The 26,621-nt window shown below is 68.5% G+C and carries 23 protein-coding genes and 7 pseudogenes; 16 read left to right on the forward strand and 14 right to left on the reverse strand.

Translation table 11 applies throughout. From position 1 onward, the window contains the following. Positions 1-47: 47 nt before the first annotated feature. The 5 genes and pseudogenes from C7T91_RS38230 to C7T91_RS37420 all read right to left on the reverse strand — a co-directional run bounded on the left by C7T91_RS38230 (position 48) and on the right by C7T91_RS37420 (position 3,831). Positions 48-173: a hypothetical protein gene (locus C7T91_RS38230; RefSeq protein ID WP_269102701.1), complete on the reverse strand. Its 126-nt coding sequence runs from the start codon at positions 171-173 to the stop codon at positions 48-50. A gap of 6 nt (positions 174-179) precedes the next feature. Then, positions 180-974 (reverse strand): annotated as a pseudogene (locus C7T91_RS29360) (c-type cytochrome); the annotation flags it as partial. A 348-nt stretch (positions 975-1,322) separates the two neighbouring features. Next, the gene (locus tag C7T91_RS29365; RefSeq protein ID WP_108263380.1) at positions 1,323-1,868 is read right to left on the reverse strand and encodes a winged helix-turn-helix transcriptional regulator; all 546 of its coding nucleotides are present in this window, start codon (positions 1,866-1,868) and stop codon (positions 1,323-1,325) included. Positions 1,869-1,940: 72 nt separating this feature from the next. Then, positions 1,941-3,673, reverse strand: a pseudogene (locus tag C7T91_RS29370) (penicillin acylase family protein); the annotation flags it as partial. Continuing rightward, positions 3,556-3,831, reverse strand: coding sequence for an AMP-binding protein (locus tag C7T91_RS37420; protein WP_108263473.1), 276 nt, complete (start codon positions 3,829-3,831; stop codon positions 3,556-3,558). The pseudogene C7T91_RS29370 and the gene C7T91_RS37420, both read right to left, overlap by 118 nt. A 145-nt stretch (positions 3,832-3,976) precedes the next feature. Here C7T91_RS37420 and C7T91_RS29380 point away from each other — a divergent pair, with 145 nt between their 5' ends. Together C7T91_RS29380 and C7T91_RS40190 are read left to right on the forward strand one after the other, a co-directional pair. Beyond that, positions 3,977-5,941, forward strand: coding sequence for a hybrid sensor histidine kinase/response regulator (locus C7T91_RS29380; RefSeq protein WP_161556161.1), 1,965 nt, complete (start codon positions 3,977-3,979; stop codon positions 5,939-5,941). Then, a pseudogene (locus C7T91_RS40190) lies at positions 5,941-6,270 on the forward strand (response regulator transcription factor); the annotation flags it as partial. The gene C7T91_RS29380 and the pseudogene C7T91_RS40190, both read left to right, overlap by 1 nt. A gap of 255 nt (positions 6,271-6,525) precedes the next feature. Here C7T91_RS40190 and C7T91_RS29395 read toward each other — a convergent pair. The 5 genes and pseudogenes from C7T91_RS29395 to C7T91_RS38810 form a co-directional block, all read right to left on the reverse strand. Then, a pseudogene (locus tag C7T91_RS29395) lies at positions 6,526-7,212 on the reverse strand (OmpA family protein); the annotation flags it as partial. A gap of 347 nt (positions 7,213-7,559) precedes the next feature. Further along, positions 7,560-7,862 (reverse strand): annotated as a pseudogene (locus C7T91_RS37430) (iron chelate uptake ABC transporter family permease subunit); the annotation flags it as partial. A 13-nt stretch (positions 7,863-7,875) separates the two neighbouring features. After that, positions 7,876-8,328, reverse strand: a pseudogene (gene ccmB / locus C7T91_RS29410) (heme exporter protein CcmB); the annotation flags it as partial. Then, entirely contained in the window at positions 8,325-8,939 is a 615-nt protein-coding gene (ccmA, locus tag C7T91_RS29415) for a heme ABC exporter ATP-binding protein CcmA (protein WP_108263384.1), read from the reverse strand. The pseudogene ccmB and the gene ccmA, both read right to left, overlap by 4 nt. Before the next feature lie 236 nt (positions 8,940-9,175). Further along, positions 9,176-10,045 carry an amidase family protein gene (locus tag C7T91_RS38810; protein WP_330848907.1) on the reverse strand — a complete coding sequence of 290 codons (870 nt, stop codon included), beginning with the start codon at positions 10,043-10,045 and terminating at the stop codon, positions 9,176-9,178. A gap of 140 nt (positions 10,046-10,185) precedes the next feature. Here C7T91_RS38810 and C7T91_RS29425 point away from each other — a divergent pair, with 140 nt between their 5' ends. Genes C7T91_RS29425 through dctP form a run of 4 tightly spaced genes read left to right on the forward strand, consistent with a single transcriptional unit; the run spans position 10,186 to position 13,907 of the window. Then, positions 10,186-10,950: a DeoR/GlpR family DNA-binding transcription regulator gene (locus C7T91_RS29425; protein WP_108263386.1), complete on the forward strand. Its 765-nt coding sequence runs from the start codon at positions 10,186-10,188 to the stop codon at positions 10,948-10,950. A 36-nt stretch (positions 10,951-10,986) separates the two neighbouring features. Then, positions 10,987-11,487, forward strand: a complete 501-nt coding sequence (locus C7T91_RS29430) for a TRAP transporter small permease subunit (protein ID WP_201742299.1) — start codon at positions 10,987-10,989, stop codon at positions 11,485-11,487. Next, positions 11,484-12,812, forward strand: a complete 1,329-nt coding sequence (locus C7T91_RS29435) for a TRAP transporter large permease (protein ID WP_108263388.1) — start codon at positions 11,484-11,486, stop codon at positions 12,810-12,812. Before C7T91_RS29430 ends, C7T91_RS29435 begins: the two co-directional genes overlap by 4 nt. Positions 12,813-12,872: 60 nt before the next feature. After that, positions 12,873-13,907 carry a TRAP transporter substrate-binding protein DctP gene (dctP, locus tag C7T91_RS29440; RefSeq protein ID WP_201742303.1) on the forward strand — a complete coding sequence of 345 codons (1,035 nt, stop codon included), beginning with the start codon at positions 12,873-12,875 and terminating at the stop codon, positions 13,905-13,907. Here the strand turns inward: dctP and C7T91_RS29450 are convergent. Next, positions 13,858-14,895 (reverse strand): DUF1513 domain-containing protein, encoded by a 1,038-nt coding sequence (locus C7T91_RS29450; protein ID WP_236638585.1) that lies wholly within the window; start codon positions 14,893-14,895, stop codon positions 13,858-13,860. The two genes, dctP and C7T91_RS29450, sit on opposite strands and share 50 nt — an antisense overlap. 58 nt (positions 14,896-14,953) lie before the next feature. Here C7T91_RS29450 and C7T91_RS29455 point away from each other — a divergent pair, with 58 nt between their 5' ends. After that, positions 14,954-15,850, forward strand: coding sequence for an amidase family protein (locus tag C7T91_RS29455; RefSeq protein WP_236638586.1), 897 nt, complete (start codon positions 14,954-14,956; stop codon positions 15,848-15,850). 66 nt (positions 15,851-15,916) lie between these two features. On the opposite strand, the gene C7T91_RS29460 is transcribed toward C7T91_RS29455, so the two are convergent. The 3 genes from C7T91_RS29460 to C7T91_RS29470 are packed head-to-tail and all read right to left on the reverse strand — an operon-like array spanning position 15,917 to position 18,737. Beyond that, positions 15,917-16,900, reverse strand: a complete 984-nt coding sequence (locus tag C7T91_RS29460) for a TRAP transporter substrate-binding protein (protein ID WP_108263391.1) — start codon at positions 16,898-16,900, stop codon at positions 15,917-15,919. Between the two features lie 3 nt (positions 16,901-16,903). Next, entirely contained in the window at positions 16,904-17,440 is a 537-nt protein-coding gene (locus tag C7T91_RS29465) for a TRAP transporter small permease (RefSeq protein ID WP_108263392.1), read from the reverse strand. A 10-nt stretch (positions 17,441-17,450) separates the two neighbouring features. Continuing rightward, positions 17,451-18,737 (reverse strand): TRAP transporter large permease, encoded by a 1,287-nt coding sequence (locus tag C7T91_RS29470; protein ID WP_108263474.1) that lies wholly within the window; start codon positions 18,735-18,737, stop codon positions 17,451-17,453. 221 nt (positions 18,738-18,958) lie between these two features. Here C7T91_RS29470 and C7T91_RS29475 point away from each other — a divergent pair, with 221 nt between their 5' ends. The 9 genes and pseudogenes from C7T91_RS29475 to hflK all read left to right on the forward strand — a co-directional run bounded on the left by C7T91_RS29475 (position 18,959) and on the right by hflK (position 26,619). Further along, positions 18,959-19,648: a TetR/AcrR family transcriptional regulator gene (locus tag C7T91_RS29475; RefSeq protein ID WP_236638587.1), complete on the forward strand. Its 690-nt coding sequence runs from the start codon at positions 18,959-18,961 to the stop codon at positions 19,646-19,648. A 39-nt stretch (positions 19,649-19,687) separates the two neighbouring features. Continuing rightward, positions 19,688-20,020, forward strand: coding sequence for a RidA family protein (locus C7T91_RS29480; RefSeq protein WP_108263394.1), 333 nt, complete (start codon positions 19,688-19,690; stop codon positions 20,018-20,020). A gap of 112 nt (positions 20,021-20,132) precedes the next feature. Further along, positions 20,133-20,774: pseudogene (locus C7T91_RS29485) on the forward strand (NAD(P)/FAD-dependent oxidoreductase); the annotation flags it as partial. 155 nt (positions 20,775-20,929) lie between these two features. Then, entirely contained in the window at positions 20,930-22,225 is a 1,296-nt protein-coding gene (locus C7T91_RS29490) for an adenylosuccinate synthase (protein ID WP_108263395.1), read from the forward strand. Between the two features lie 72 nt (positions 22,226-22,297). Then, the gene (locus C7T91_RS29495) at positions 22,298-22,519 is read left to right on the forward strand and encodes a DUF2842 domain-containing protein (RefSeq protein WP_108263396.1); all 222 of its coding nucleotides are present in this window, start codon (positions 22,298-22,300) and stop codon (positions 22,517-22,519) included. After that, a complete protein-coding gene (locus tag C7T91_RS29500) occupies positions 22,516-23,184 on the forward strand; it encodes a thiamine diphosphokinase (RefSeq protein WP_236638588.1) in 669 nt (222 codons plus the stop codon). Before C7T91_RS29495 ends, C7T91_RS29500 begins: the two co-directional genes overlap by 4 nt. A 67-nt stretch (positions 23,185-23,251) precedes the next feature. Further along, positions 23,252-24,028, forward strand: a complete 777-nt coding sequence (gene rpiA, locus C7T91_RS29505; RefSeq protein ID WP_108263397.1) for a ribose-5-phosphate isomerase RpiA — start codon at positions 23,252-23,254, stop codon at positions 24,026-24,028. A 16-nt stretch (positions 24,029-24,044) separates the two neighbouring features. After that, the gene (gene gor, locus C7T91_RS29510; RefSeq protein ID WP_108263398.1) at positions 24,045-25,403 is read left to right on the forward strand and encodes a glutathione-disulfide reductase; all 1,359 of its coding nucleotides are present in this window, start codon (positions 24,045-24,047) and stop codon (positions 25,401-25,403) included. A gap of 61 nt (positions 25,404-25,464) precedes the next feature. Further along, positions 25,465-26,619: an FtsH protease activity modulator HflK gene (hflK, locus tag C7T91_RS29515; protein ID WP_108263399.1), complete on the forward strand. Its 1,155-nt coding sequence runs from the start codon at positions 25,465-25,467 to the stop codon at positions 26,617-26,619. The last annotated feature ends 2 nt before the right edge of the window (positions 26,620-26,621 follow it).

Genomic DNA, 26,621 nt, shown 5'->3' on the forward strand with positions numbered 1-26,621 from the left:
GCCCGTAATCGTCCCGGCTTGCGTCCTTCGGCGTCACGCGCAGGCCCTCAGTCGACCCGGACGTTCGGGCTGGAGAAGACGTGCTCGGACGAGAGGCCGAGCGCGTGCAGGCCGAAATAGGCGGCAACGCCGATCAGGGCGATGGCGGCGAAACCGGAGAACATGGCTTTCATGGCGGGTCACTTTCCTTTGGTGGCCACTTTGAGATAGGCGATCAGGTCGCTCCGGTCATCCGGCGCGGCGATCACCTGCATCGGCATTTTCGACCCCGGGATGTAATGGTCCGGGCCCTCGTCGAAAAGCGCGTCGATGGTTGCGGCGTCCCAGACGATGTCCGAGCCGCTCAGCGTGTCGGAATAGGCATAGCCGGGCAGGCTGCCTGCCGCGCGGCCGAAGAGCCCGTGCAGCGTGGGCCCGGCCTTGCGCGACGGCCCCGGCTCCAGAGCGTGGCAGATCGAGCATTTGCGCATGAACTGCCGCTCGCCGTTCGGCATCGTGGCGGCCTCGCGCAGGAAGGAGCGCGCGCCTGAAATGCCGGGTTCGAAGGCGTCGAGCATCTCGACGGGCCACGAATAGGCAATGTCGTCAAGCCCGCCGGCATGGATCACGTCGCCCGCCGCCGAGAAGGCCAGTGCCCAGACCGGACCCTGCCGCGTGGCGCGGAAATCGCGGTCGATCCGCCAGCTGGCCGTATCGACGACCATGATGAAGCCCTCGCCGTCGCCCACCGCCAGCTGCTGCGTGGCGGGGTGATGCGCCATGGCGAGGATCGGGCGGCGCTCCAGCGTCAGATCGGCGATCTGCGCGCCGGTCTCCGGGTCCAGGACCCGCGTGCCGCCATCGACCGCGCCATAGGCGATCCAGCCGTCGCCGGGCACGATCCGGTTGATGCCGAAGCCGTGCTGCGCGAGCGCCAGCGGCGCCGCCTCGCCTGGTCCGTAGCGCAGCAGCGCCCCGGCCATCGACGAGATGAATCCCCCTGATTTGCGCAACAGCGCCAGCGGATACCAATCAATGGCAGGCAATTGCACGTTCCCCGAGACCGGCAACGACAGCTGCCGAGGGAAGGCCAACGCCGGGGCAGCAGGACCCGGGACGGAGAAGTGACTGGCATTGACCGCCGCATGAACCGGGCGCCCTGGACTGCGGGCCGGTGAATTCCCGATGGAAAACCGGGGCAGTTCCCAAAGGAAATCAACCCAGTGATCCTCGGCGCCGTTATCTTCCCCCGATGCGCTCCGCAAATTGACACCACTAATCGCGGAGAAGAGTTTTGAGCCGGCGCGGCGATTTCAGATTGCAACCGGGCTGGATGAGGGAACTCAGGCAGCCCTCGGTGCTTCCGGCAAGGCAATCGGGCCAAACCCGTTGAGCACGTCGCCTTCGACCTCGTAGAGCCGGGTGCGGATGGTCATGTCCGGTTCGCGGCCCATCAGATGCTCCTCCCGCAATTCCCTCTGGAACCGCCGCCAGAGGCGCTGGCCGCCGCCATAGAACAGCCGCGGGCGCAGATCGCCCGGACCGGGCGCGTCCTCGAGCCCCCAGGCGCAGAGTTCGACAATCGCAGGCACGAGCTGGATCGCGGTCTCGGTCAGGGCATAGGGGCGCCGTTGATGCGCGTCGGCCCGCTCTGCCTGGGTCAGCAGGCCGTCCGCCACCATTCGCTTCAGCCGCGAGGCCAGGATGTTGCTGGCGATGCCCTCGCGCGAATTCTGCCGCAGTCCGCGGAAGCAGCGGGTGCCGTCGAACATGATGTCGCGCAGGATCAGGAGCGTCCAGCGGTCGCCCAGCAGCCGGGTTGCGCGGTGCAGCGGATGCTCGGTTCCGGCATCCTCGGGGGAAAGGTCCTGGGCAAAGGGCTCTGACATGGCGGTTTCACCTTGCAATCGGGTCGCTGGACCCGGTGTCGCACGGCAACCCTTGCAGAGCCCTTAACCACGCTACCGGCGCGGCGGCCTGAGCCAGACCGTGCCTTCGGCTCCGGCCCGCGCCAGGTCCAGATCCAGCGTCATCGGGATGTATTCGCCGCGCCGCCAGAGCTCGCCGAGGTCGTCGTAATGGCGTGACAGCGGATGGCCGGACTGGCCGGTCGCGATGACGAAGAGGGAGGCGTTCGGATCGGCCAGGTCGTAGACGCCGCGATAGCCCGAGGCATGGACATTGGCGAACGGATCGGGGCCCGTGCCCTTGGTCTGGCCGCGCGCCAGGGTCTGGTCGCCGCCGGAGGTCGATTGCCGGATGTTCACCAGCCAGTTCAGCACCGGCACGCTGCCCAGCACGGGATGGTCGTGCCGCGCCTGGTGGGCATCGCCCCAGCGCAAGGATTCCAGCCGCCCGCCATGGGTCTCGTCCAGCCAGACCAGCGCGTCGTCGAGCGACAGCCGGGCGATTTCCGCACAGGTTTCGACCCGGTCCGANCTGGGCCACGTCGCACCAGGCGGCAGCGCCGTCGACATTGCGGAACACGCGCTCGATGAACAGCGGCTCGACATGCGAGAAGGTCGCGGCCAGCGGGCCGCCGAGCTCGTCCTCGATCAGCCGTTGCTGCAGGAAGCGCATCCAGGCCATGTAGATCAGCGGCTCGGGCAGGTGCTCGTTCATTTCGCCGTTCCAGTCTGCCAGAAGATCGAGCGCCTCGCGGCGGCGGCGTTCCGGCGTGCCCTCGGCGGCGGCGTCGCCGGTGTACCACAGATCGGCGCCGACCAGTGGCAGCAGCGTGCGGGCTGAGACCGAGACGGTGTCGAGCTGCGCTTCCATGAAGCTCTCGCGGGTGTGGACCTCGCGGTCCTGCATCAGCCGCTGCCAGCGCTGCACCCGCTGGGTGTCGCCCCAGGTGAAGCTGACATGGCGCGGATAGGGGGCGTCGGTGAACTTGTTGTTGGTATTGCCGAGGATGCCGCCCGCGGGGTCGCGGAAGCGCGGATTGTCCTCGTAGGGCAGGTAGCCGTCCCAGCGGTTCTGCGCGACCCAGCCGAGCGAGGGAATGGCGCCNGCGGCCGTGCATCGCNGGGATCGCGCTTNCGGCTGGCGGCCGATCAGCTGCATGCCGACATGCGTGCCGTCTGCCATGGTCAGCACCTGCGCCGGGGCAATGATGCCGCGCGCCGCCTCGGTGGCTTCGGCGACCGAACGCGATTGCATCAGCCGCAGCGCGGCGGTCATGGTGGTGTCGGCCGGGTCGAGCACCGTCCAGTTCAGCGACATGACATGGCCCGGCGGGGTGATCTCCGAGAGTTCGTAGACCGTGCCGGGCAGGACCGGGCCGTTCTCGGTGCGGCGCAGGGTCAGGGTGCGCGGCGCGGCATCCTTCACCTGCAGCAGCACCTGCTCGGTTTCAAATTGCAACCACCCGTCCGGTCCGCGGTATTGCGACGGGTCCTCCGGGTTTACTTCCTCGATATGCAGGTCCTGGTCGTCGAGATAGGCGCTGGTCAGCCCCCAGGCGAAATCGCCNGTTCCGCCCGATCAGCACGTTCGGCATGCCGGGGATCGTGCCGCCGATCACGCCGCCGCCGGGCAGCTGCAGCTCGGCGAGATACCAGATCGACGGCGCGGTCAGTTCCAGATGCGGATCATTGGCGAGGAGCGGCCCGCCACCGCGACCGTGTCGCCCTTGCCGATGCCGCGCGCCGAAAGCGCCGAGGCCAGGCGGCGGCAGCGGGCATAGGTCTCGGACCAGCTGCGGCGCACTTCGCCATAGCTGACCGCCAGGTTGTCGGGATAGATGTCGGCGGTCCGCGCCAGGAAGCTCAAGGGCGACAGCGCCTCGAAATTCGCCCCGGTCTTGTCCAGACCCTGTTCGTAGATATTCGCTCCGCCCGTTCCGGACATCCCTCGCCTCCCCGCAGAAATCCCGATTGCACAATGTGTGGCGCGGCGATGTTTCCCAAGATTTTCCCAAACCTTACGAATTGTAACGGGGTCTTCGCGGCGCCCGAAAATGGCCTAAACTGCTATGACCCGAGGGAAGAGGGCGATGTACCACGCAACGCAGGGCGAGAAGCGCGCAGACGAGCTGTTCCAGGCCGGGCTCGATCATATCGACCAGGGCATCACGATTTTCGACCGCAATCTCCGGCTGGTCGGCTGGAACAAGCGTTTCATCGACCTGCTGGGCTTCCCGGAGGACCTCGCCTATCCCGGCGCGCCCTTCGAAATCTTCATAAGGCACAATGCGGAACGCGGCGAATACGGTCCCGGCGACACCGAGGACCAGATCCGCTCCCGCGTCGAGCGCGCGCGGCTTTTCGAGCCGCATCTCTTCGAGCGCCCCCGCCCCGACGGCCGCATCCTGCGCGTCGAGGGCGTGCCGATGACGACGGGCGGATTCGTCACCGTCTATACCGACATCACCAACGAAAAGAGCCGCGAGGAGGTCCAGGAGAGGCTGATCCGCGAGCGCACCGCGGCGCTTCGCCTCAGCGAGGAGCGGCTGCGCCTGATCGCCGACAACGTGCCCGCCGGCATCGCGCAGGTCGACCGCGACATGCGCATCCGCTTCGCCAATATCCGCTTCGCCCGCGCCTACGGGCTGAGCCCGACCGAAATCCTCGGCCTGACCTGCGACGACATCCTGAAATCCGAGACATTGGATTTCTCGCGGCCGTTCTTCGAGCAGGCCCGCCAGGGCGTGCCGGTGGATTACGAGATGACGGTGACGCTGCCCTCCGGCCGGGTGATCGAGATCCGCACCTTCCTGCGCCCCGACCGGCCCGGCGACGGCACGCCCTGCGGCTTCTACCTGCTGTCGGTCGACATCACCCGGCTGAAGAAGGCGACCGCCGCGGCGCTGCAGGCGCAGAAGATGGACGCGCTGGGGCAGCTCAGCTCGGGCATCGCGCATGACTTCAACAACCTGCTGACGGTGATCATCGGCAACCTGGTGCCGCTCTGCGACCGGCTGGGCGATACCGAGGTCACCCGCGAACTGGCCCAGCCCGCGCTTGCCGCGGCACGGCGCGGCGCCAATTTCACCCGGCGGCTGCTGGCGGTGGCGCGGCGCCAGGCGCTGCAGCCCTCGGCGGTCGATGTCGAGGACGCGATCGGCCAGCTGGTGAAGCTGCTGCGCCCCTCCCTGCCCGACAACGTGGAAATCTCCACCCGGCTGCGCGGCGGCTCGAAACCGGCCTTCGTCGATCCCGGACAGCTGGAGATGGCGCTTCTGAACCTCGCGATCAATGCCCGCGACGCGCTCAAGGACGGCGGCCGGATCGAGCTGGCCACGCGGCGCCAGACGCTGGGCGCGGCCGAGGCGGAATCGCTGAAGCTGAAGCCCGGCGACTACGTGCGGATCTCGGTCTCGGATGACGGGCCCGGCATGCCGCCGGAAACCGCGGCGCGCGCCTTCGAGCCGTTCTTCTCGACCAAGACCGATGGCGGCGGCTCGGGGCTGGGCCTGGCCATGGTCTACGGCTTCGTCCGCCAGTCCGAGGGCGCGATCCTGCTCGACACCGAGCAGGGCCGCGGCACCCGCTTCGACATCTTCCTGCCCGCGGTCTGCGCGCCGGTGCTGCCGCAGGCGGAGGAGGAGGACGGGATCGTGCTGACCGGAGAGGCCCCGGGGCTGGCGCTCTTGGTCGAGGACAATCCCGAGGTGCGCCGGGTGATCCGCCGCCAGCTCGCAGATCTGGGCTACCCGATCATCGAAGCCGCCAGCGCCGAGGAGGCCGAGGAAACGCTCGACGCGGTGTCGGCGATCCACCTGGTGGTGACCGATGTCGCCATGCCCGGTGCCGTCGACGGGCGCGAACTGGCGCGGCGGCTGCGTGCCGCACGGCCCGAGATTGCCGTCGTCGTGATGACCGGGCATAGCGAGGTGCCCTCGACCGAGACCGGCGCGGCGGCGATTCCGTTCCTGAGGAAGCCCTTCGAACGTCCCGCCCTTGCCGCCGCCATCGCCGCCGAGGCCAACCGCATTGCCTGCCTGGAGGAGAAGGCCTGATGGCGCAGCTGGTGTTCCTGCTCGAAGATGACAGCGACGTGGCCGCCGTGCTGCGCCGGTCGCTCGAAGAACACGGTTTCGAGGTCGAGCGCTTCGCCCGGCGCGCCGATATCGTCGCGCGGCTGTCGCGGGTGCGCCCGGATGTCTGCCTCGTCGATCTCGGCCTGCCCGACGGCGACGGGCTGAGCGTGGTGGGCCACCTGATGCGCGACCTCGCCATCCCGACGATCATCGTCTCGGGCCGCGGCGAGGTCACCGACCGCGTGGTCGGGCTGGAGCTCGGCGCCGACGACTATCTGGTGAAGCCGGTGGAGCCGCGCGAGCTGGTCGCCCGCGTCCGCTCGCGCAAGCCGCGCGCAAGGATCCCGCGCTTGTCCTCTGGGCCTTCGGCTACGGCGCCCGCGCGGGCGATGCGATCCGCTTCGTTCTGGAGGGGCCCGGCGGCGAGGTCATCGACCGCACCGTGTTGCTGGAAAAGACTCAGGCGCAAGCCTTCCNGGCAGGTATCGCGGCCGGGTCGACTGGCGCAGGAACGGCGCAGTGATCGACAGCCGGGACATCGCGCTGACCCTGACCGACTGAGCTCAGCGCTCGGTCAGCTTCAGCTCGATGCGGCGGTTGCGGGCGCGGGCGTCGGGCGTGCCGGCAGGATCGACCGGCTGGAACTCGCCGAAACCGGTCGCAGCCAGCCGCTCGGGCGGGAAACCGTATTCGTCGATCATGAAGCGCACCACCGACAGCGCGCGGGCCTGGCTGAGCTCCCAGTTGTCGCGGAACCGGCTGGAGCGGATCGGGATGGCGTCGGTATGGCCGTCGACGCGGACGATCCAGTCGATGCCCGGCGGGATCACCGCGGCGACCTCCTGCAGGAGCTGGGCGACCTTGGCGATCTCCTCGCGGCCCGCAGGCGACAGCTCGGCCTGGCCGACATCGAACAGCACCTCGCTGTCGAAGACGAAACGGTCGCCGACGATCTGCACGCCTTCCTGGTCGCCGATCGCATCGCGCAGCCGCCCGAAGAATTCCGACTGGTAGCGCTCGAGCCGCTGCGCCTCTTCCTCCAGCCGCTTGCGCTCGGCCTCTTCCAGCTGGGCGCGGCGCCGCTCCTCCATGTTGGCACGCGCCAGCGCGGTGTTCAGCCGCTGGCCGAGATCGCCGATCTCGGCCTCTGCCGCATCGCCGCGCGCATCGGCGGCATCGAGCAGCAATTGCAGGCTGCCGAGCTGGTCGCGCAGTTCCGAGAGCTGGGCATTGGCCAGCGCGACCTCGCGCGCCCGCGCCGGCTGAGCGCTCGGCGCGGGCCATCGCCTGCCCTGAGCCTGCGCTTCGCGGGGCGGAGGCATGGCCGGATTCGAACCGGCCGGACAGGGCTTGCAGGCCGGCGGCGTTGCCGCGATGCTGGCGGCCGGATGGGCGGAGAGGGGGCCTTGGGCATCTGGCGCATGGTGCGGGCGCGCCGATGGATACGGAGTTCATGGCCGGGATGGCCGCCGCGCTGGCCGCGCAAGGGCTGCGCGTGGCCCGGTTCGAATTCGGCTACATGGCCGCGCGGCGCAGCGGCGGCCCGAAGCGGGCCCGCCTCGATGCCGAGCGCGCGGGCCTCCTCGTCGCCGAGGCTCAGCACGTTGATCCGCCAGCGCAGCAGCGCCAGCGGCACCAGCCCGGCCAGCACCATCGGCAGCGCGGGCAGGATATCCGCCGCCGTGACCGAGGCCAGCGAGCCCAGGAGCCAGAAGGTGATCGCCGGAAGCTGGTCATAGGGATCGGCCATCACCTTCAGGAGCGACGTCGCCGCCCCCGCCAGCGCCCCGATCACCACGCCCAAGAGCACCAGCGTCAGCACCCGGTCGCCCTGGCGCACCATCGCGCCCGCCGCCGTCACCGCGCCCACCGCCGCCATGCCGCCGAGAAAGGCCGACATCTGGATCGCCGCGACCGGCAGCGACAGGAAGATCCAAGGCGCCGATCATGCTCAGCGCCGGGGTGCCGCAGCCGAGCGAGATCACCAGCCACGCATAGCCCGGCGGAGCGAGGTTCAGCAGCACGCCGAGCGGCGCCGCAATCAGCGTCAGCGGCAGGCCGGTGGTCAGCCAATGCGCCGCCGCCTTGATCAGGATGACCCCCTCGAGCGGCAGCGGCGCGGTCGCCATCAGCTCCAGCGTGCCGTCCTCGTGGTCGAGTGCCAGCATCCGGTCGAGCGACAGCAGGCACGCGAGCAGCGCGCCGATCCACAGCACGCCCGCCGCGATCGGCTGCAGCCGCTGGGTGTCCGGGCCGACCGCGAAGGGCACCAGCACCGTGACGATCAGGAAGAAGGCCAGCGCCAGGCCGAAGCCGCCCCCCGCCCGCACCGCGAGCTTGAGATCGCGCGCCAAGAGGGCGATCACAGGAAGGCCTCGTCGAAATCGGAGGCGCGGGTCTGCGGCCTCGCCTTGTAAGGCGCCAGATCGAGGAGCCGCGCCTCGGCCAGGCCCAGATCGATATGGGTGGCGATCAGCGCGGCGCCTCCGCCCGACAGATGCGCCCGCACGGCCGCCGCGAAAAGCCCGACACTGGCCGCGTCGAGCGACACCGTGGGCTCGTCGAGCACCCAGACCGGGCGTCCGGTGACCAGCAGCCGCGCCAGCCCCAGCCGCCGCTTCTGCCCGGCGGACAGCGTTCCGGCGAGCCGCGCGCTCAGGTCGTTCAGGTTGAAGGCGTCGAGCGCCGGGGCGATGCCGGTGCTGCCGAAGACCGCGGCCCAGAAGCGCAGGTTCTCGGTCACCGAAAGCTGCGCCTTGATGCCGTCGGCATGTCCGGCATAGGCGATCCGCTCCGCGCCCTCGACATGGCCCGAGAGCGGCGGCGCCAGCCCGGCGACCACCCGCAAGAGCGTCGTCTTGCCGATCCCGTTCGGCCCGCGCAGCACCAGCGCCTCGCCGGCATCGAGCCGGAAGGAAACGCCCTCGGTCACGGGCACGCCGCCGCGGGCGCAGGTCAGGTCGGTCACGCTCAGCATCCCTGCCTGCTATCCCATGGAACCCGCCGGGAAAAGCCCTGCCGCAGCGGTTGCGACCTATTGGGGAGGCTGCCCGGTCCGGTCCGGCGCAACCCGGCCTTAACCCTGGCCGGGCGATGACGGCGCATGACGCACATCCTGCTCCATGTCGGTCCCTGTCCGCTCGGCGCGGGCGGGCCAGCGGCAGGGCGGCGAGGCCGGCGCAGAAGCCGCGGCGGGTGATGTCGAAGGTCATGTCAGTCGATCCCGTTCGCGCGCTGCAATTCGCGGACATAGGCGGTGATCGCGGCCACGTCGGCGCGGGTGACGCCGGGCTGGGCGGGGTCGGCATGATGGCCGGGCTCGTAGATCACATGCACCAGCGGCGGTCCGGAGCCCTGCCGGCCGGCGGCATTCTCTCCGTGGCACTCGGCGCAGGCCGCATCGAAGGCCTGCTTGCCGGTGGCCACCGCCGCGACGACGCCGCCCGAGGAGCCGCCAGGGGTCAGCGCCGGGTCGTAGGGATTGCGCGTCACGCCGAAGGTCAGGTTGTCCGTATAGCCCTCGACCGCGAATTCCGGCGTGTTGCCCTTGCCGGTGACGATCGCGCCGGCACGGCGCAGGGCCGCCACCGGCAGCTCGTCATGATCCGGCACCCGGCGGGCCAGTTCCGCATTGCCCCAGGCGGCGGGCAGCCCGGCACTCACGAGGTTGTCCTTGATGATCACCGGCAGGCCGTCGAGCGGACCGAGGGGCGTTCCGGCCTTCCAGCGGGCGGCAGCGGCCCCGGCCTCGGCCATGGCGGTCGCCCCGGGGACGGAGGCTCCGGGCAGGGCCGCGACGGAGCGGCGGACAATTCCGCCGGCCGCGGCTCGGGGGGGCGCAACGGCGGCGACGGCGGCCGGGACAACGATCGTTCCAGTGATCGTTCCAGTAACCGGTCCAGCGATCGCTCCGGTGACCGGGCCAATGACCGGGATCGCGACGGGAAGGACCGCGCATCGCGCGCATCGGAGCGCTCGGTCAGCTCCTCCTCGGACAGGAAAACCTCGGGCCTCGGTCGGAACTGAGGCCGGACCTGCCTTGGCTGTGACCAATTTTCGGGCAAATTTTGACCGAATGGTCATGAAATTTTCCGCTCCGGCATCGATGCGGGCAGTTTCCGGGCATTTCCATTGACGCGCACGGGCCGGGCAGCGGTAGCGTGAGGCCGGGCGGCCCGCGGCCGGCGCGATGCCGCCCGCGACGGTCGGCAACGGAGTCGGGGATGAGGCCCAGGGATCGCAGGGGCGAGATCGCGAAGCTCGTGCAGCGCAGCGGCGAGATCGGCGTCGACGCGCTGGCGCGGCTCTTCGACGTGTCGCCGGAGACGATCCGGCGCGATCTCGGGCAGATGGCCGAAGAGGGCACGATCCTGAAGGTCCATGGCGGCGCGCGGGCGCTGGGGCGGAACTTCGTCGAGGACAGTTTCCAGGCGCGGATGCAGGAGGAGCCGCTGGCCAAGGCGGTGATCGCGGAAAAGCTCTGCGAGGTGGTCCGCGCGGGCGACACGGTGATGATCGACACCGGATCGACCACGGCGATCGCGGCCGAGCGGCTGGCGGGGCTGCGCGGGCTGAAGGTGATCACCAACTCCCTGCATGTCGCCGAGACCTTCGGCCGCCACGGCGCGCAATCGGGGATCGAGATTTTCCTGCTCGGCGGCAGCTATGCGCCGGGCAACAGCCAGACCACCGGGCCGGACGCCATCGCGCAGATCGATCTCTACCGCGCCGACCATGCGATCTCGGCCGTGACGGCGGTCTCGGCGCGCGAGGGCGCGACCAATTCCAATGTCCACGAGGCGCAGATCGCGCGCGCGATGATCGCCCGCGCGCAGAACGTCATCGTGCTGGCCCATGCCGGCAAGTTCGGGCGCCGCGCGGCTTTCCGGGTCTGCGGCTTCGACCGGATGGACATGCTGATCAGCGACCGCCGCCCCGAAGGGGCGCTGGCCCATGCGCTGGACGGCGCCGGGGTGACGGTCCGGTGAAACCAAGGGGTAGCGATTAGAGCGATGCCAAACGCCGTGAGAACCTATGTGCGGGTCGTGGACCGCCTGTCCGACTGGGTCGGAATAGTGGCCATGTACCTGATCTTCCTGATGATCGCCGTCCTGCTTCTGGATGCCGTCACCCGCAACGTGATCGACATCCCGCTGCATTGGTGCATCGAGTTCACCCAGTTCACGCTGGCCGCCTATTACTTCATGGGCGGCGCGATGACGCTGAAGAACGAGTCCCATGTCCGCATGGACCTGTTCTACGAACGGCTCTCGCCGAAGGGCAAGGCGCGGCTCGACGCGGTGACCATCCTCTGCCTGCTCTTCTATCTCTGCGTGCTGCTCTGGGGCTCGGTCTCGTCGCTGGAATACGCGATCCAGACCAACGAGAAGCGGTTCTCGATGTGGAATCCCTCGATGATCCCGATCAAGACGCTGATGACTGCCTGCATCGTGCTGATGATCCTGCAGTCGCTGTCGATCCTCGCCAAGACCGTGGGCTTCCTCAAAGGGGAGGACCTGGCATGAGCTACGAGATGATCGCGCTGCTGATGTTCGCCTCGATGATGGTGCTCCTGCTGACCGGGCAGCGGGTCTTTGCCGCCATCGGCTTCGTCGCTTCGGGCATGGTGCTGATGCTCTACGGCACGGGGGGCGTCGAGATCCCGTTCTCGGCGGCGTTCAAGCTGTTCAACTGGTTCCCGATGCTGACGCTGCCCCTGTTCATCTACATGGGCTACATCCTCAGCGAGGCCGGGATCGCCGAGGATCTCTACCGGATGCTGCATGTCTGGTTCGGACGGGTGCGCGGCGGGCTGGCGATCGGCACGATCTTCCTGATGGTGATCATCTCGGCGATGAACGGGCTGTCGGTCGCGGGCATGGCGATCGGCGCGACCATCGCGCTCCCGGAGATGCTGCGGCGGGGCTATGACAAGGTGCTGATCACCGGGGTGGTGCAGGGCGGCTCGTCCCTGGGCATCCTGGTGCCGCCCTCGGTCGTCATGGTGCTCTACGGCATGATCGCGCGCCAGCCGGTCAGCCAGCTCTGGCTGGCGGGGGTGGTCCCGGGTCTGCTGATGGCGGCGATGTTCGTGGTCTATGTGGTGATCCGGGCCAAGATGAACCCCGCGCTGGCGCCGACCGTGCCGGAGGAAGACCTGAACATGCCGCGGAGCGAGAAGCTGAAGCTGCTGCGCGCGGGCATCATCCCGTTCCTGATCTTCTTCCTGATGACCGGGCTCTTCGTGATGGGCGTCACCTCGCTGGTCGAAAGCTCGGCCGTGGGCGCCACCGCCGCGACCGTGGCCGCCGCCGTGAAGGGACGGCTGAGCTTCCGGCTGATCCACGAGACCGCGCGCAAGACGCTGAACGTCTCCTGCATGTTCCTGTGGCTGATCCTCGCCGCTTTGGCCTTCGGCTCGGTCTTCGACGGGCTCGGCGCCGTCCGGGCGCTGGAGAACCTGTTCATCAACAACTGGGATCTGAGCCCCTGGCAGGTGATCATCATGATGCAGGTGAGCTTCATCGTGATGGGGATGTTCCTCGACGACACCGCCATGCTGGTGATCGTGGCGCCGCTCTACGTGCCGCTCGTCAAGATGCTCGATCTCGGATTCGACAACCAGCTGATCTGGTTCGGCGTGCTCTACACCATGACCTGCCAGATCGCCTATATCACGCCGCCCTTCGGCTATAACCTCTTCCTGATGCGCGCCATGGCGCCGAAGGAGATCACCCTCACGGACATCTACCGTTCGATCTGGCCCTTCGTGATCATGATGGCCGCGACGATCGCTCTGGTGATGCTGTTTCCGCAGATCGCGCTCTGGCTGCCCGCGGCCGTGCGCTGACCATAACCAACTGGGAGCAAGTGAATGACCGAAAAGAAATTGACCCCCTCCGAGAAGATCCTGGCCTCGCGCCGGAAATTCCTGGCGACCGGCGCCTTCGGGGCGGCGGGCGCGCTGGCGGCCCCGGCGGTCGTGGCGCAGACCGGACCGATCAAGTGGCGGCTGCAGACCTATTCGGGTGCGCCGCTGGGCGCCCATGTGATCAAGCCGCAGATCGAGGCCTTCAACGCCGCCGCCAATGGCGAGATGGAGATCGAGCTCTACTATGCCGACCAGCTGGTGCCGACGGGCGAGCTGTTCCGCGCGATGCAGTCGGGCGTGATCGACGCGGTGCAGTCGGACGAGGCCACGATGGCCTCGCCGGTCGATATCGGCGTCTTCGGCGGCTATTTCCCCTTCGCCACGCGCTACTCGCTCGATGTGCCGGCGATGTTCATGTATTACGGCCTCGATGAAATCTGGAAGTCGGCCTATGACGAGGTCGACAACGTCACCTGGCTGTCGACCGGCGCCTGGGACCCTCTGCACATCTTCACCAAGGAACCGATCCGCTCGCTCGCCGACATGCGCGGCAAGCGCGTCTTCGGCGTGCCGACCGCCGGGCGGTTCCTGTCGAAATACGGGCTGATCCCGGTCACCGTGCCGTGGGACGATGTCGAGGTCGCGCTGCAGACCGGCGAGCTGGACGGCGTGGCCTGGTGCGGCTTCACCGAGGCCTATGAGGTCGGCTGGGCGGATATCTGCAACTACGCGCTCACTAACTCGGTCACCGGCGCCTGGTTCGGGTCGTATTTCGCCAATACCGCCAGCTGGGAGAAGGTGCCGCCGCATCTGCAGCAGCTCTTCAAGTCGACGATCGACCAGAGCCATTACTACCGCGATGTCTGGTATTGGGGCGGCGAGGCGAAGCTGCGCGTCGAGGGCGAGAAGATGGAACTGACCTCGCTGCCGCCCGAGGAATGGGCGCAGGTCACCAAGGATGCCGAGGGCTTCTGGGACGACGTCGCCAGCTCGTCGGAGCGCGCGGGGAAGGTCGTGGAGATCTTCAAGACCTATGCCGCCAACATGGAGAAGGCGGGCTATCCCTACCGCTGACCGGGAGGCGCCGGGTCAAGCCCGGCGCGGCCCTGCGCGGGACAACAGCGGCGGCTGCAGCCTGCGGCCGCCGGACTGACCAGAAAGGCTCCGGACATGACCCTCTACCGCAGCACCATCGGCGGCGAGCGCCACGTTTTCGACGACCTGCGCGCCACCATGGCGGCGGCCACGCCGCTGCGTTCGGGCGACGAGCTGGCGGGCATCGGGGTTCGGCCAGGCTCTGCAGCGGCGCGCCGGTTTCCGCGTCGAAGCACTGCACCAGCGAGCCGCGCGGCGAGCTGATCGCCGCCATCTGCCCGTCCCGCGACATCGCCACCGAGCCGGCATAGCCCTGCATCTGCCGGTGCGCATCGCCCTCGAAGGCGGCGAAGACCGGCGCCCCGCCCCGGCGGTGCAGCATCAGCAGGGGCGGCGCAACGGCAATGTCGCCCTCCCATTGCATCGCTGCCGCGACAAGCCCGTCGGACCGCACCGCCAGGTGGCGGATCGAGTTCAGGTGCCAGTCGGGCGGCAGATCGACGGTCTCGAGGATCTCGCCGTCGGCCGTCGCATAGGCGAGGTTCGGCTTCATCACCGGCAGGTTCAGCTTGGCCCGACCGCTGTCGGGATGGGTGTCGATGCCGCCATTTGCGATCGCCAGCACCCCGGTGCCGGGCAGGAACAGCGCCTCGTGCGGACCGACGCCGCCGGACCGGAACTCGCCGATCCGCCGGTAGCCCGCGGCGGCGTCCCAGATGCCGATCCGCCCCTCGCCCAGATCATAGGCGTTTTCCGGCGTGAAGAGCAGGCTGCCATCGGCAGAGAAGGTGCCATGCCCCATGAAATGGCGGTTCTCCGGCGATTCGAGCTCGGCCAGCACCGCACCCGAGCGGCAGTCGATCACCAGCGCGAAGGTCCCCGGACGGCGGGCGAAGGCCACCGCCTCGGGGCGTTCGGGATGCGCCGCCCCGGCATGGCCGCGCCCCGGCAGCGGCAGCTGGAACACGATCTCTCCGCCGGCCCGCAGCTGCGGCGTCGTCGGCTACCGGCCCTCGCCGGGCGTCGTGCCGGGCAATACCCGCGGCATCGGCTTCTTCCCGCTCTCGACCTCCGGCCCGATGGGCCGAAGCGTGGAGGACACCGCGCTGATGCTGTCGGTGCTGGCACGGCCCGACATGCGCGATCCCTATACCGCGGTGGTCGACGGCCGCACCGCCTGGGACCCGGCGCGCTTCGCCGCCCTGCCGCGCCGCGACCTGTCCTCGCTGCGGGTCGCCTTCACCGAAGATTACGGCTTCGCGCCCACCGAAGGAATCGTGCGCGACCACTTCCGCCGCGTGGTTCCGCAGATCGCGCCGTTCTTCTCGGCCGCCGGCGAAGGCACGCCCGACTGCTCCGGCGCCGACCGCATCTTCTCGGTGCTGCGCGGCATCCTGTTCCTCGGCATGCACGGCAAGCGGCTCGACGCCCATCCCGAGCAGGTCGGCCCCAACGTCACCGAGAACATCATCGAAGGCCGCAGCTTCACCCCGGACGATATCGCCGAGGCGCTGTCGATGCAGGGCGCCTACCACCAGCGCTGGCAGACCTGGTTCGAGACCCATGACTTCGTGATCTCCCCGGCGGTGACGATCAGCCCGCGCGACTGGCACGAACTCTATCCGACCGAAATCGACGGCGTGGCGACCAAAAGCTACTATCACTGGCTCGCCATGGCCTATGCCTCGACCCTCGCGGGGCATCCGTCGATCACCATTCCCTGCGGCCATGACGCGAACGGCATGCCCTTCGGGCTTCAGATCGTCGGGCGCCGCTATGACGACCTCGGCGTTCTGGCCGTGGCGGCCGAACTGGAAGCGGTGATCGCGGGCCTCGGCGATCTCGCTCCGCGCCGCCCCGACATCGCCGCCCTGAAGGCGGCGGGGCCGCTGTCGGAGGTCGAGGGCTTCCTCAGCCTCTGACCCCTGCCGGAACGCAGAAAGGGCGCCCCGCGGGGCGCCCTTTCCCTGTCCGGAGAGCAGTGCAGATCACTCCGGCGCGTAGTCGTTGACGAAGCTGCGCAGCTCTTCGATCCGCTCGGCGGGAACCTCGGACAACACCCCGGCCATCGGCAGGGTCGCCTCGCGGAACGTCGCCAGCTCCTCGGCGCTGGGTTCGTAGACCGCGATGCCCGCCTCTTCGAGATTCTGCTTGTGGACCACTTCGGAGGCATCGACCCAGTCGAAGACTTCGGCCAGCGCCTCGACCGAGGCTTTCTCGAAGCTCGCCTGCTCCTCTGCGGACAGGCCGTCCCACCACGCGGTGGAGGCCAGCGCGAGGCGGGCGGACATGATCACCTTGGCGTCGGTGAAATTGGAGAACAGGTCGGCCTGGCCGAAGACCAGCGGCACCAGCGAGGCGTTGACATAGCCGTTGGCGATGCCGGTCTGGATGGCGTTCGGCACTTCCGAGAACGGGATGACCACGCCGCTGGCGCCCATCATCGAGAACATCTCGAGCTGGTTCGGGTCGAGCGCCCGCATGCGCAGCCCCTCCATGTCCGAGACGGTCCGGACTTCCTTCTCGTTGTTGAAGATGCCGAGGAAGCCGCCGGTCGGCACGATGGCCATGATGCGCATGCCTTCGGCGGCCAGCTCCTCGTTCACCTCGTCGAGATAGCCGGACTCGGTGAAGAACCTGAACTCGTGCTGCGGGGTCTCGAAGGTGTAGGGCAGCTGCAGCGCGCGCATCTCCTCGACGAACTGCGTCGCCACGGCATAGTTCGACATCGACAGGTCGAGGATGCCCGCGCGGATCTGGTCGAGCCGCTCGTCCTCGCCGCCGATCGTGTCGCGCGGGAAGGTCTCGGTGTCCCAGCCCGCCTCGGCCAGCGCGGCGAACAGGTTGTCCACGTAGCGATAGGTGCCGGACTGTTCGCGGTCGGGATTGGAATCCAGCGCCACGTTGATCGACTGCGCGGAGGCAGCGGAGGCCAGAAGCAGCGCGGCGGCGGCGGTCGGAAGAAGGTTCATCGGTTACTCCAGCATGTTGGATTCGGTGTTCTTGGCAAAGGCGATCTCCTGCTCGAGCACCTTCGGCGAGACGAGCGCGCCGAGGCCGGCGAGCCCGTGGAACAGGATCAGGATCAGCGCGACGGGCAGGGCAGAGGCCATCCAGGCGGTGGAGACTTCGAGCCCCTCGGAGGTGCGGCCGATCTGGCGTTCGAGATAGGGCCAAGTGTACCACAGGACCGGCGCGAAGAAGGTCCAGGCGGCCAGGAACCGGGCCACGACCTGGACCTTCTGCCGCCAGATCACGTGGCTCGGCGGATGGACCATCGCCGGGTCGGCATGGGTGTGGAACGCCACCGAGGCGCCCAGCAGCCCGCCCCAGACCATGAGCCAGCGCGCCAGCTCCTCGGTCCAGAACGGCGGAGAGGCGAAGACGTAGCGCGCCACCACCTGGAGCATCATCACGCAGAGCATCGCGCCGAAGCACAGCGCGGCGGCGCGCATGGCGATGCGGTTGAGCTGCTGCGACAGCGCGTAGGCAAGGTTGGCAAGTCGGATCATGTGTCTCTCCTCACTGGGCGAAGCCGGCAAGACGCGGCAGGAAGAGCGTCAGCTCGGGGATGAAGGTCAGCAGCATGAGCACGGCCAGCTGCACCAGGAGGAACGGCGCCGCCGCCCGGGCGATGCCCCAGTAGGGCGCGCCCGACACCGCGGAGACCACCAGCAGCGCCGCGCCGAAGGGCGGGGTGACGATGCCCAGCATCAGGTTCACGACGATGACGATGCCGAGATGGATCGGATCGGCGCCCATCGAGATGCCGGTCGGCACCAGGAGCGGCACCAGCAGGGCCAGAGCGACGGGCACTTCGAGGAACATGCCCGCGACCAGGAACACCGCGTTGAGCAGCAGCAGGTATTTCCAGCCTTCGAAGCCCAGCCCGATCAGCGCGTCGGCAAGCAGCGTCGGCAGCTTCTCCAGGCCGGCGAGGTAGCCGAAGATCGCCACGCCCGACAGCAGGATGAAGATCGAGCCGGACAGGATCGCGGTGCGTTCGAGGCTCTTGATCAGCTTGCCCCAGGACATCTGGCCGTAGATGAGCCCGGCGAGGATGGCGCAGCAGACGGCGACGCCGGCGGCTTCGGTCGGGGTCATGACGCCGAAGACGATGCCCGACAGGATGATCACCGGAATGACGGTGGCGGGCAGGGCATAGACCGCGCGGCGCAGCACTTCGCGGGCAGGCACGCGCTCGCCCGAGGGGTGGTCGTGGCGGTGCGCCATCCAGGCATTCGCGCCGAACAGCGCCAGCGCCATGATCAGCCCCGGGATGATGCCCGCCACGAACAGCGCCGCGACCGAGGTGTTCATCAGCGCCCCGTAGAAGATCATCACGATCGAGGGCGGGATGATCGGCCCGATGACCGAGGAGGCGGCGGTGACGGCGCCCGCATATTGCACGCTGTAGCCCGCCTTGCGCATCGCCGGGACCAGCGTGTTCGACACCGCGGCCGCATCGGCCATCGCCGAGCCGGAGATGCCCGCGAAGAACACCGAGGTCAGGATGTTCACATGGCCGAGGCCGCCCTTGAGCCGTGCCATCATCGCCATGGCCAGGTCGATCAGCGCCTTGGTGACGCCCGCGCGGTTCATGATCTCGCCCGCCAGGATGAACAGCGGCATCGACATGATCGAGAACAGGTCGACATGCGCGATGATCCGCTGCGGAGCCGCGGCCAGGAACCGCGCCCGGTCGGCGGCGAAGAAGGAGAGGATCGAGGCGGCGCCGATCAGGTGGGCAAGCACGGCGCCGCCCATGAGGAGGGCGGCTGAGAAGACTAAGATCGGCAGTGCCGTCATTTTGACCCCATTCGTCAGGTTCGTGTATTTCGCGGCCCGCCGGACGGCCAAGCTTGTTGCGTTCCCAATTGAACGATGTTCTATAAGGGATAAATCCAACTCGTGCAGGCTGTCGCGGAAAAAATTTTTAGCCTGTTTTTTGATCGGAATTTGCGCCAATGACCACCGGAAGCGCTGATAAATCGGGCAAGTCTCCGCGCGGACGGGCCGCGGCGGTCGGTTTGAGCAAGAATCAGGTGGTCGCCGCAGCGGTCGCGCAGATCGACGAGAAGGGCCTCGCGGCCTTCTCTTTGCGCGAACTGGCGCGCAGCCTGGGCGTGTCTCCGGCGGTGATCTACTGGCATGTCGGCGGCACCAAGGAGGATCTCTTCGCCGAGATTTCCGCCTCGATCACCGGATCGCTCTCCGGCAGCCTCGACGCCGGCATGCCCTGGGACGCGCGGCTGCGGCAGGTGTTCCGCAACTACCGGACGCTGGTGCACCGCCATCCGGCCGTGGCGCCGTTGCTCGGAGCGCAGATGAAATCGAACGGCGTCGCCAACCTCGACTGGGTGGAGACGATCCTGTCGGCGCTGCATGACGGCGGCTATCGCGGCGATGCGCTGCGCCCGGCCTTCAACGTGCTGGTCGGCGGCCTGGCAGGCTTCGTCACCATGGAGCTAGCGCCGCCGCCCGTCGGCAAGCCCGACAGCGCGGGCAAGGGCTGGGAAGACCTGTTCGCCGAGCGCGTCGCGCAGATCGATCCCGAGGTCTACCCGCTGACCTCGGCGGCGCTGCCGGACATCACCAACCGCATCTTCGTCCTGCGCTGGCAGAACGGCGCCGACGTGTCCTACGGCGACAGCTTCGAACTGCTTCTCGATCTGCTGATCGAGGGGCTGAAGGCCCGGGCACCCGCCGTTTCCTCCTGACTCCTCCGACTCCCACTCTCAGAACACAAGGAAAGTCTGATGAACCTCCCCTTCTCCAAGACCCGCCGCGTCGGCAGCACCGTCTATCTCTCGGGCGAGATCGGCTTCGGCGCCGACGGCACCGTGCCCGCGGGCATCGAGGCGCAAACGCGCAACATCTTCGAGCGCCTCAAGGCAACGCTGGCAACCGAGGGCCTGACGCTCGCCAACGTGGTCTCGGCAACCTGCTACCTGACCGACACCAGCGACTTTGCCGAATTCAACCGCGTCTATGCCGAGTACTTCGCCGACCCGCTGCCGGTGCGCACCACCGTGCAGAGCGGCCTGATGATCGACGCCAAGGTCGAGATCACCGTCATCGCCGAGGCGTGATCCCGGCAAGCGGCGCCCCGGCAAGGGGCGCCGCACCGCTCCGGTCGCCGGAGCCTCCGGCGTGGCCGCCCGCTGCGGCACCGCCGTTTCCCAGAAATTTGCGGAACCTCCCATGGCAGACTTTCTCGTTCTCGGTGCCGGCATGGTCGGCGTTTCCACCGCGCTTGCGCTGCAGGGGCAGGGCCATGCGGTCACCCTCGTCGACCGCAGCGCGCCGGGGCGCGAAACCTCCTTCGGCAATGCCGGCATCATCCAGGCCGAGGCGGCGGAGCCCTATGCCCTGCCGCGCGATCCGCTGGTGCTGCTGCGCTTCGCGCTCGGCCGGACCAATGACGTGACCTGGTCCCCCGGCGGGGTGGCCGAGATGCTGCCGGCGCTGTGGCGCTATTTCCGCAATTCCGCGCCCGCCCGCCATGCCGGGATCTCGCGGACCTATGTCAAGCTGACCGAACGCTCGACCCGCGACCATGCCCCGCTGATCGAAGCTGCGGGGCTCGAAAACCTGATCGTCCGCGACGGCATGGCCATCCTCTACCGCGACGGGGCCGGATACGAAGGCGCCCTGGCCGAGGCTGAGCGCATGGGCCGCAGCTACGGAACGCGCTTCCGCGCCGTTGACGGCGACACCTATGCCCGCGAGGATCCCGCGCTGCTCAAGGCGCCGGCCGGCGTCATCCACTGGCGCGACAGCTGGACCTGCGCGTCGCCCGGCACGCTGACGGCGGGCTATGCCGAGCTCTTCGCCCGTCGCGGCGGCCGGGTGCTGTCCCTCCCGGGCCGCATGCGGGCGGCCCGGCACGGCCGCCCCGGCGGCGCGGGTTGCGTGCCAAGCGGCGGATCTGTCCGATTTTGCGGTTTCACCCCGCGTTCGGTTTGGATATGCACGCCGCGGACTGAATGGAGAGAACCATGGCCAATGTCGTCGTCGTCGGCGCCCAGTGGGGCGATGAGGGTAAGGGAAAGCTCGTTGACTGGCTGTCCGAGCGGGCCGATGTCATCGCGCGCTTCCAGGGCGGCCACAATGCCGGCCACACGCTGGTCATCGGCGGCCAGGTCTACAAGCTGAACGCGCTGCCCTCGGGCGTGGTGCGCGGCGGCAAGCTGTCCGTCATCGGCAACGGCGTGGTGCTCGACCCGTGGCACCTGGTCAACGAGATCGCCAAGATCCGCGAGCAGGGCGTCGAGATCTCGCCCGAGACGCTGATGATCGCCGAGAACACGCCGCTGATCCTGCCGTTCCACGGCGAGCTGGACCGCGCCCGCGAGGAAGCGGCCTCGAAGGGCACCAAGATCGGCACCACCGGCCGCGGCATCGGCCCGGCCTACGAGGACAAGGTCGGCCGCCGCTGCGTGCGCGTCGCGGATCTGGCCGACGAGGCGACGCTGATCGCCCGCGTCGACCGGGCGCTGCAGCACCACGACCCGCTGCGCAAGGGCCTCGGCATCGAGCCGATCGACCGGACCGCGCTGATCGAGAAGCTGAAGGAAATCGCGCCGCAGATCCTGCCCTTCGCGGCGCCGGTCTGGAAGGTGCTGACCGAGAAGCGCAAGGCGGGCAAGCGCATCCTGTTCGAAGGCGCGCAGGGCGCCCTGCTGGACATCGATTTCGGCACCTATCCCTTCGTGACCTCCTCGAACGTGATCGCGGGCCAGGCGGCGACCGGCGTCGGCCTCGGCCCGAATGCGGTCGACTACGTGCTCGGCATCGTCAAGGCCTACACCACCCGCGTCGGCGAGGGCCCGTTCCCGACCGAGCTCGACGACGAGACCGGCAACCGGCTGGGCACGCGCGGCCATGAATTCGGCACCGTCACCGGGCGCAAGCGCCGCTGCGGCTGGTTCGATGCGGCGCTGGTGCGCCAGACCGCGGCGACCTCGGGCATGAAGGGCATCGCGCTGACCAAGCTCGACGTGCTCGACGGCTTCGAGACGCTGAAGATCTGCACCGGCTACGAGCTCGACGGCGAAGTGGTCGACTACCTGCCGACCGCCGCCGAGGCGCAGGCGCGCTGCACCCCCGTCTACGAAGAGCTGGAAGGCTGGAGCGAGAGCACCGAGGGCGCGCGCAGCTGGGCCGAGCTGCCCGCCGCCGCGATCAAGTACGTGCGCCGCATCGAAGAGCTGATCGACTGCCCGGTGGCGCTGCTGTCGACCTCGCCCGAGCGCGACGACACGATCCTGGTCACCGACCCCTTCGCCGACTGATCGGCGCTGGACTCTGCCGCGCGATGGCCTAGCCTTGCGCGGCAGGACAGTCCCGGACACGAGGAGGAACAGATGGCGCTTTCCTACAAGGCCCGGCGGCGCTGGTCGCTGGCGATCCTTCTCCTTGGGCTGCCGCTCTACATCGTTGCGGCCGTCACCATCGTGGCGCAGTTCGACCGGCCGCCGATCTGGCTGGAACTCGGCGTCTATGTCGGTCTCGGCATTGTCTGGGCGCTGCCCTTCCGCGCGGTGTTCCGCGGCATCGGCCAGGCCGAGCAGCGGGACGACGGGTGAACGCGCTGATCCGGACCGCCAGCGCCGTCACCCTGGTCGGCGGCGGGCCGGTGCAGAAATCCGAGATCGATGCCGCGCTGGCCCATGCGCCGGTTCTGGTCGCCGCCGATGGCGGGGCGGGACCGGCGGTCGAGGCCGGGCACATGCCGCTCGCCGTGATCGGCGATTTCGACTCGCTGGAGCCGGGCGTGCGCGCCGCCATCCCTGCCGACCGCCTGCACCGGGTGGAGGAGCAGGACAGCACCGATTTCCACAAATGCCTGGCGCGGATCGAGGCGCCGCTGATCCTCGCCGTAGGATTTGCCGCCGGGCGGATGGACCACCTGCTGGCCGTGTTCAACGTCATGGCGCGGCTGCCGAAGCGCCGCGCGCTGGTGATCGGCCCCGAGGATGTCTGCCTGCTCGCGCCGCCGCAGCTGGCGATCGACCTTGAGCCCGGCACCCCGGTCAGCCTGTTCCCGATGGGCGCGGTGACCGCCGAGAGCCGCGGGCTCGAATGGCCGCTCGACGGGCTGAGCTTCGCGCCCGACGGGCAGAGCGCGACCTCGAACCGCGCCGAGGGCCATGTCCTGCTGGCGCCGCATGCGCCGAAGCTCCTCCTGATGCTGCCGCACAGGGCTTTGCCGCGGCTCCTCGACGCGCTCGGCGACGCACCCGGCTGGTAACGGGCGATTGGGGGTCGCGGCAGCGCCCCTCATTCCCTATATCTCCTGTCAGGAAAGAGGATCGACGATGTCTGACACGCTGTCACCGGCAGAGGCCGGGAAATTCGCGGCCGCCATGGCCTCCGTTGCCGAGATCAGGGACGGGATGACCGTCGGGCTGGGAACCGGCTCCACCGCGGCCTGGATGGTCCGGGCGCTGGCCAAGCGGGCGAAGGACGAGGGGCTGGCCCTCACCTGCGTGCCCACCTCCGAGCGCACCGCCGGCCTAGCGCGCGCCCTCGGCCTGACGGTGGTCAGCCTCGACGATGTCGAGCGCATCGACGTCACCATCGACGGCGCGGACGAGTTCGACGGCCATCTGCGGCTGATCAAGGGCGGCGGCGCCGCCCATCTGCGCGAAAAGCTGGTCGCGGCGGCTTCGGACCGGATGATCGTGATCACCGACCCGTCGAAGGATGTCGAGACGCTGGGCGCCTTCCCGCTGCCGATCGAGGTGATCCCGTTCGGCTGGAAGGGCACAGAGGCGCGCATCAAGGACGTGCTGGCTGCCTCCGAGGTGGACGGGCGCGAGACCGCGCTGCGGCTGAAGGACGGCCAGCCGGTGCTGACCGACCAGGGCAACTATGTCATCGACGCGCATCTGGTGCGCATCGCCGATCCGGAATCGCTGTCCATGGCGCTGGCGGACATCCCCGGCGTGGTCGAGCACGGGCTCTTCATCGGGCTCTGCGACACGGTCATCATCGGCCATCCCGACGGCAAGCACGAAACCCGCATGCGTGACACGCCGACCGCCTGGGGCGATGTCATCATGGAACTGGCGGCGCTCCTGCCGACCGCCTGAGTAACGAGGAAATCCGATGAGTTTCGATTACGATCTGTTCGTCATTGGCGGCGGTTCCGGCGGCGTGCGCGCGGCGCGCGTGGCGGCGGCCGAAGGCGCGAAAGTGGGCCTCGCCGAGGAAAGCCGCATGGGCGGCACCTGCGTGATCCGCGGCTGCGTGCCGAAGAAGCTGATGGTCTTCGCCTCCTCCTATCCGGGCCACATGGCCGATGCGGCGGCCTATGGCTGGGACGTGACGGCGGGCGGCTTCGACTGGACCAAGTTCAAGGGCCAGCTGGAAACCGAGCTGGACCGTCTGGAAGGCGTCTATGAACGGCTCCTGAACAACTCGGGCGTCGAGTGGGTCAAGCACCGCGCCGTGGTCACCGGCCCGCATGAGGTGATGCTCGACAACGGCGAAGCGAAGACCGCCAAGACCATCTTGATCGCCACCGGCGGCTGGCCCTTCGTGCCGGAATTCCCGGGCCACGAACTGGCGGTGACCTCGAACGAGATGTTCCATCTCGACGCGCTGCCGAAGCGCCTGCTGATCGTCGGCGGCGGCTACATCGCCTGCGAATTCGCCGGCATCATGAACGGGCTCGGCGTCGAGGTGACCCAGTTCTTCCGCGGCGAGCAGATCCTGCGCGGCTTCGACCGCGAGACCGTCGACCTGGTGGCGGATCAGATGGGCAAGGCCGGGATCGAGCTCTGCGCCCATACCAACACCGTCTCGATGGAAAAGACCGATGACGGCATCCTGGTCCACGGCACCGACGGTTCGCAGCGCACCTTCGACCTGGTGATGTTCGCCACGGGGCGCAAGCCCAACACCGACAGCCTCGGGCTGGTGGAACTCGGCATCGAGATGGCGGCGAACGGCGCGATCAAGGTCGACGAGTTCTCCAAGACCAAGGTCGACTCGATCTACGCGATCGGCGACGCGACCGACCGGGTCAACCTGACCCCGGTGGCGATCCGCGAGGCGATGGCCTTCGTCGAGACCGTGTTCAAGGGCAATCCGACCTCGGTCGACCACGACCTGATCCCCTCGGCGATCTTCACCCAGCCGGAAATCGGCACCACCGGCATCTCGGAGGAAGAGGCGAAGGACCGGGGCATCGGCGTCGACATCTACACCACCTCGTTCAAGGCGATGCAGTCGGGCTTCGCCGGCCGCGAGGAGCGGGTCTTCATGAAGTTGATCGTGCGTCAGGACGACGATGTTGTCCTCGGCTGCCACATCGTGGCACCCTCGGCGGGCGAGATGATCCAGCTTGCGGGCATCGCCGTGAAGATGGGCGCCACCAAGGCCGATTTCGACCGGACCTGCGCGGTGCATCCCACCATGGCGGAGGAGCTGGTGACGATGAGGAACCCGACCCGAAGCGCTTGAAATCGCGGGCTGTGGTCCGCATCTTCTCAGAAACGTGATATCACACGGGGAAATAACACATATGGCTAATTCCGGAGGACCCTGGGGCGGCGGCGGCAACCGCGGCTCGGGCGGGGGGAACGACAACCGCGGCGGAGGCGGCAGGAAGCCGGGCGGCGAGGGGTCCCAGATCCCGGAGATCGACGAGATCATGAAGAAGGGCCAGGAGCAGCTGCGCGTCATCCTCGGCGGCGGCGGCGGCAAGGGCCCCGGCAAGAACGGCGGCGGCTTCGGCGGCGGCGGCGGGTTCAAGATGAACCGCGGCACGCTGGGGATCGCGGGCGTCGTGGTGCTGGGCATCTGGCTCTACAATTCGCTCTACACCGTGCGCCCCGAAGAGAACTCGGTCGAGCTCTTCCTCGGCGCCTACAGCCAGACCGGCACCGAGGGCCTGAACTTCGCGCCCTGGCCGCTGGTCACGCATGAGGTCATCCCGGTTTCCGTCGAACGCGTCGAGGAACTGGGCATCGGCCGCGGCAGCCGCTCCAGCGAGGATGCCGGGCTGATGCTGACCACCGACGAGGCGGTCGTGGACATCGACTACCAGGTGGTCTGGAACGTCACCGACGCGGCGGCCTTCCTGTTCAACCTGCGCGACCCGCAGATGACCGTGCGTGCCGTGTCTGAATCGGCCATGCGCGAAATCATCGCCCAGTCCGAGCTGGCGCCGATCCTGAACCGCGACCGCGGGCTGATCCAGGACATGGCGCACGAACTGATCCAGGGCACGCTCGACAGCTACGGCGCGGGCATCAACATCGTCCGCGTCAACCTCGACAAGGCCGACCCGCCGCAGGAGGTCATCGACAGCTTCCGCGAGGTCCAGGCGGCCGAGCAGGAACGCGACCGGCTGCAGCGCCAGGCCGATGCCTATGCAAACCGCGTCCTGGCAGGCGCGCGCGGCGAGTCCGCGCAGCTTCTCGAAGAGGCCGAGGGCTACCGTGCCCGGGTCATCAACGAGGCCGAGGGCGAGGCCAGCCGCTTCGTCGCGGTTCTCCAGGAATACCGCGCGGCGCCGGAAGTGACGCGCAAGCGCCTCTATCTGGAAACGATGGAGCGCGTGCTGGGCGATGTCGACAAGACGATCCTCGATCCGGCCCTGGCCGGCGGCGAGGGCGGTGGCGGGATCGTGCCCTATCTGCCGCTGAACGAGCTGCGCCGCAGCGAAGGCCAGTGAGG

Source organism: Mangrovicoccus ximenensis (assembly GCF_003056725.1).
Classification (GTDB): domain Bacteria; phylum Pseudomonadota; class Alphaproteobacteria; order Rhodobacterales; family Rhodobacteraceae; genus Mangrovicoccus; species Mangrovicoccus ximenensis.

What these genes read in the sequence shown, in the direction of transcription:
- C7T91_RS38230 (WP_269102701.1), bottom strand. Translation starts at nt 173, where the DNA reads ATGAAAGCCATGTTCTCCGGTTTCGCCGCCATCGCCCTGATCGGCGTT.
- C7T91_RS29365 (WP_108263380.1), bottom strand. Translation starts at nt 1,868, where the DNA reads ATGTCAGAGCCCTTTGCCCAGGACCTTTCCCCCGAGGATGCCGGAACC.
- C7T91_RS37420 (WP_108263473.1), bottom strand. Translation starts at nt 3,831, where the DNA reads ATGTCCGGAACGGGCGGAGCGAATATCTACGAACAGGGTCTGGACAAG.
- C7T91_RS29380 (WP_161556161.1), top strand. Translation starts at nt 3,977, where the DNA reads ATGTACCACGCAACGCAGGGCGAGAAGCGCGCAGACGAGCTGTTCCAG.
- ccmA (WP_108263384.1), bottom strand. Translation starts at nt 8,939, where the DNA reads ATGCTGAGCGTGACCGACCTGACCTGCGCCCGCGGCGGCGTGCCCGTG.
- C7T91_RS38810 (WP_330848907.1), bottom strand. Translation starts at nt 10,045, where the DNA reads ATGACCATTCGGTCAAAATTTGCCCGAAAATTGGTCACAGCCAAGGCA.
- C7T91_RS29425 (WP_108263386.1), top strand. Translation starts at nt 10,186, where the DNA reads ATGAGGCCCAGGGATCGCAGGGGCGAGATCGCGAAGCTCGTGCAGCGC.
- C7T91_RS29435 (WP_108263388.1), top strand. Translation starts at nt 11,484, where the DNA reads ATGAGCTACGAGATGATCGCGCTGCTGATGTTCGCCTCGATGATGGTG.
- C7T91_RS29460 (WP_108263391.1), bottom strand. Translation starts at nt 16,900, where the DNA reads ATGAACCTTCTTCCGACCGCCGCCGCCGCGCTGCTTCTGGCCTCCGCT.
- C7T91_RS29465 (WP_108263392.1), bottom strand. Translation starts at nt 17,440, where the DNA reads ATGATCCGACTTGCCAACCTTGCCTACGCGCTGTCGCAGCAGCTCAAC.
- C7T91_RS29470 (WP_108263474.1), bottom strand. Translation starts at nt 18,737, where the DNA reads ATGACGGCACTGCCGATCTTAGTCTTCTCAGCCGCCCTCCTCATGGGC.
- C7T91_RS29480 (WP_108263394.1), top strand. Translation starts at nt 19,688, where the DNA reads ATGAACCTCCCCTTCTCCAAGACCCGCCGCGTCGGCAGCACCGTCTAT.
- C7T91_RS29490 (WP_108263395.1), top strand. Translation starts at nt 20,930, where the DNA reads ATGGCCAATGTCGTCGTCGTCGGCGCCCAGTGGGGCGATGAGGGTAAG.
- C7T91_RS29495 (WP_108263396.1), top strand. Translation starts at nt 22,298, where the DNA reads ATGGCGCTTTCCTACAAGGCCCGGCGGCGCTGGTCGCTGGCGATCCTT.
- rpiA (WP_108263397.1), top strand. Translation starts at nt 23,252, where the DNA reads ATGTCTGACACGCTGTCACCGGCAGAGGCCGGGAAATTCGCGGCCGCC.
- gor (WP_108263398.1), top strand. Translation starts at nt 24,045, where the DNA reads ATGAGTTTCGATTACGATCTGTTCGTCATTGGCGGCGGTTCCGGCGGC.
- hflK (WP_108263399.1), top strand. Translation starts at nt 25,465, where the DNA reads ATGGCTAATTCCGGAGGACCCTGGGGCGGCGGCGGCAACCGCGGCTCG.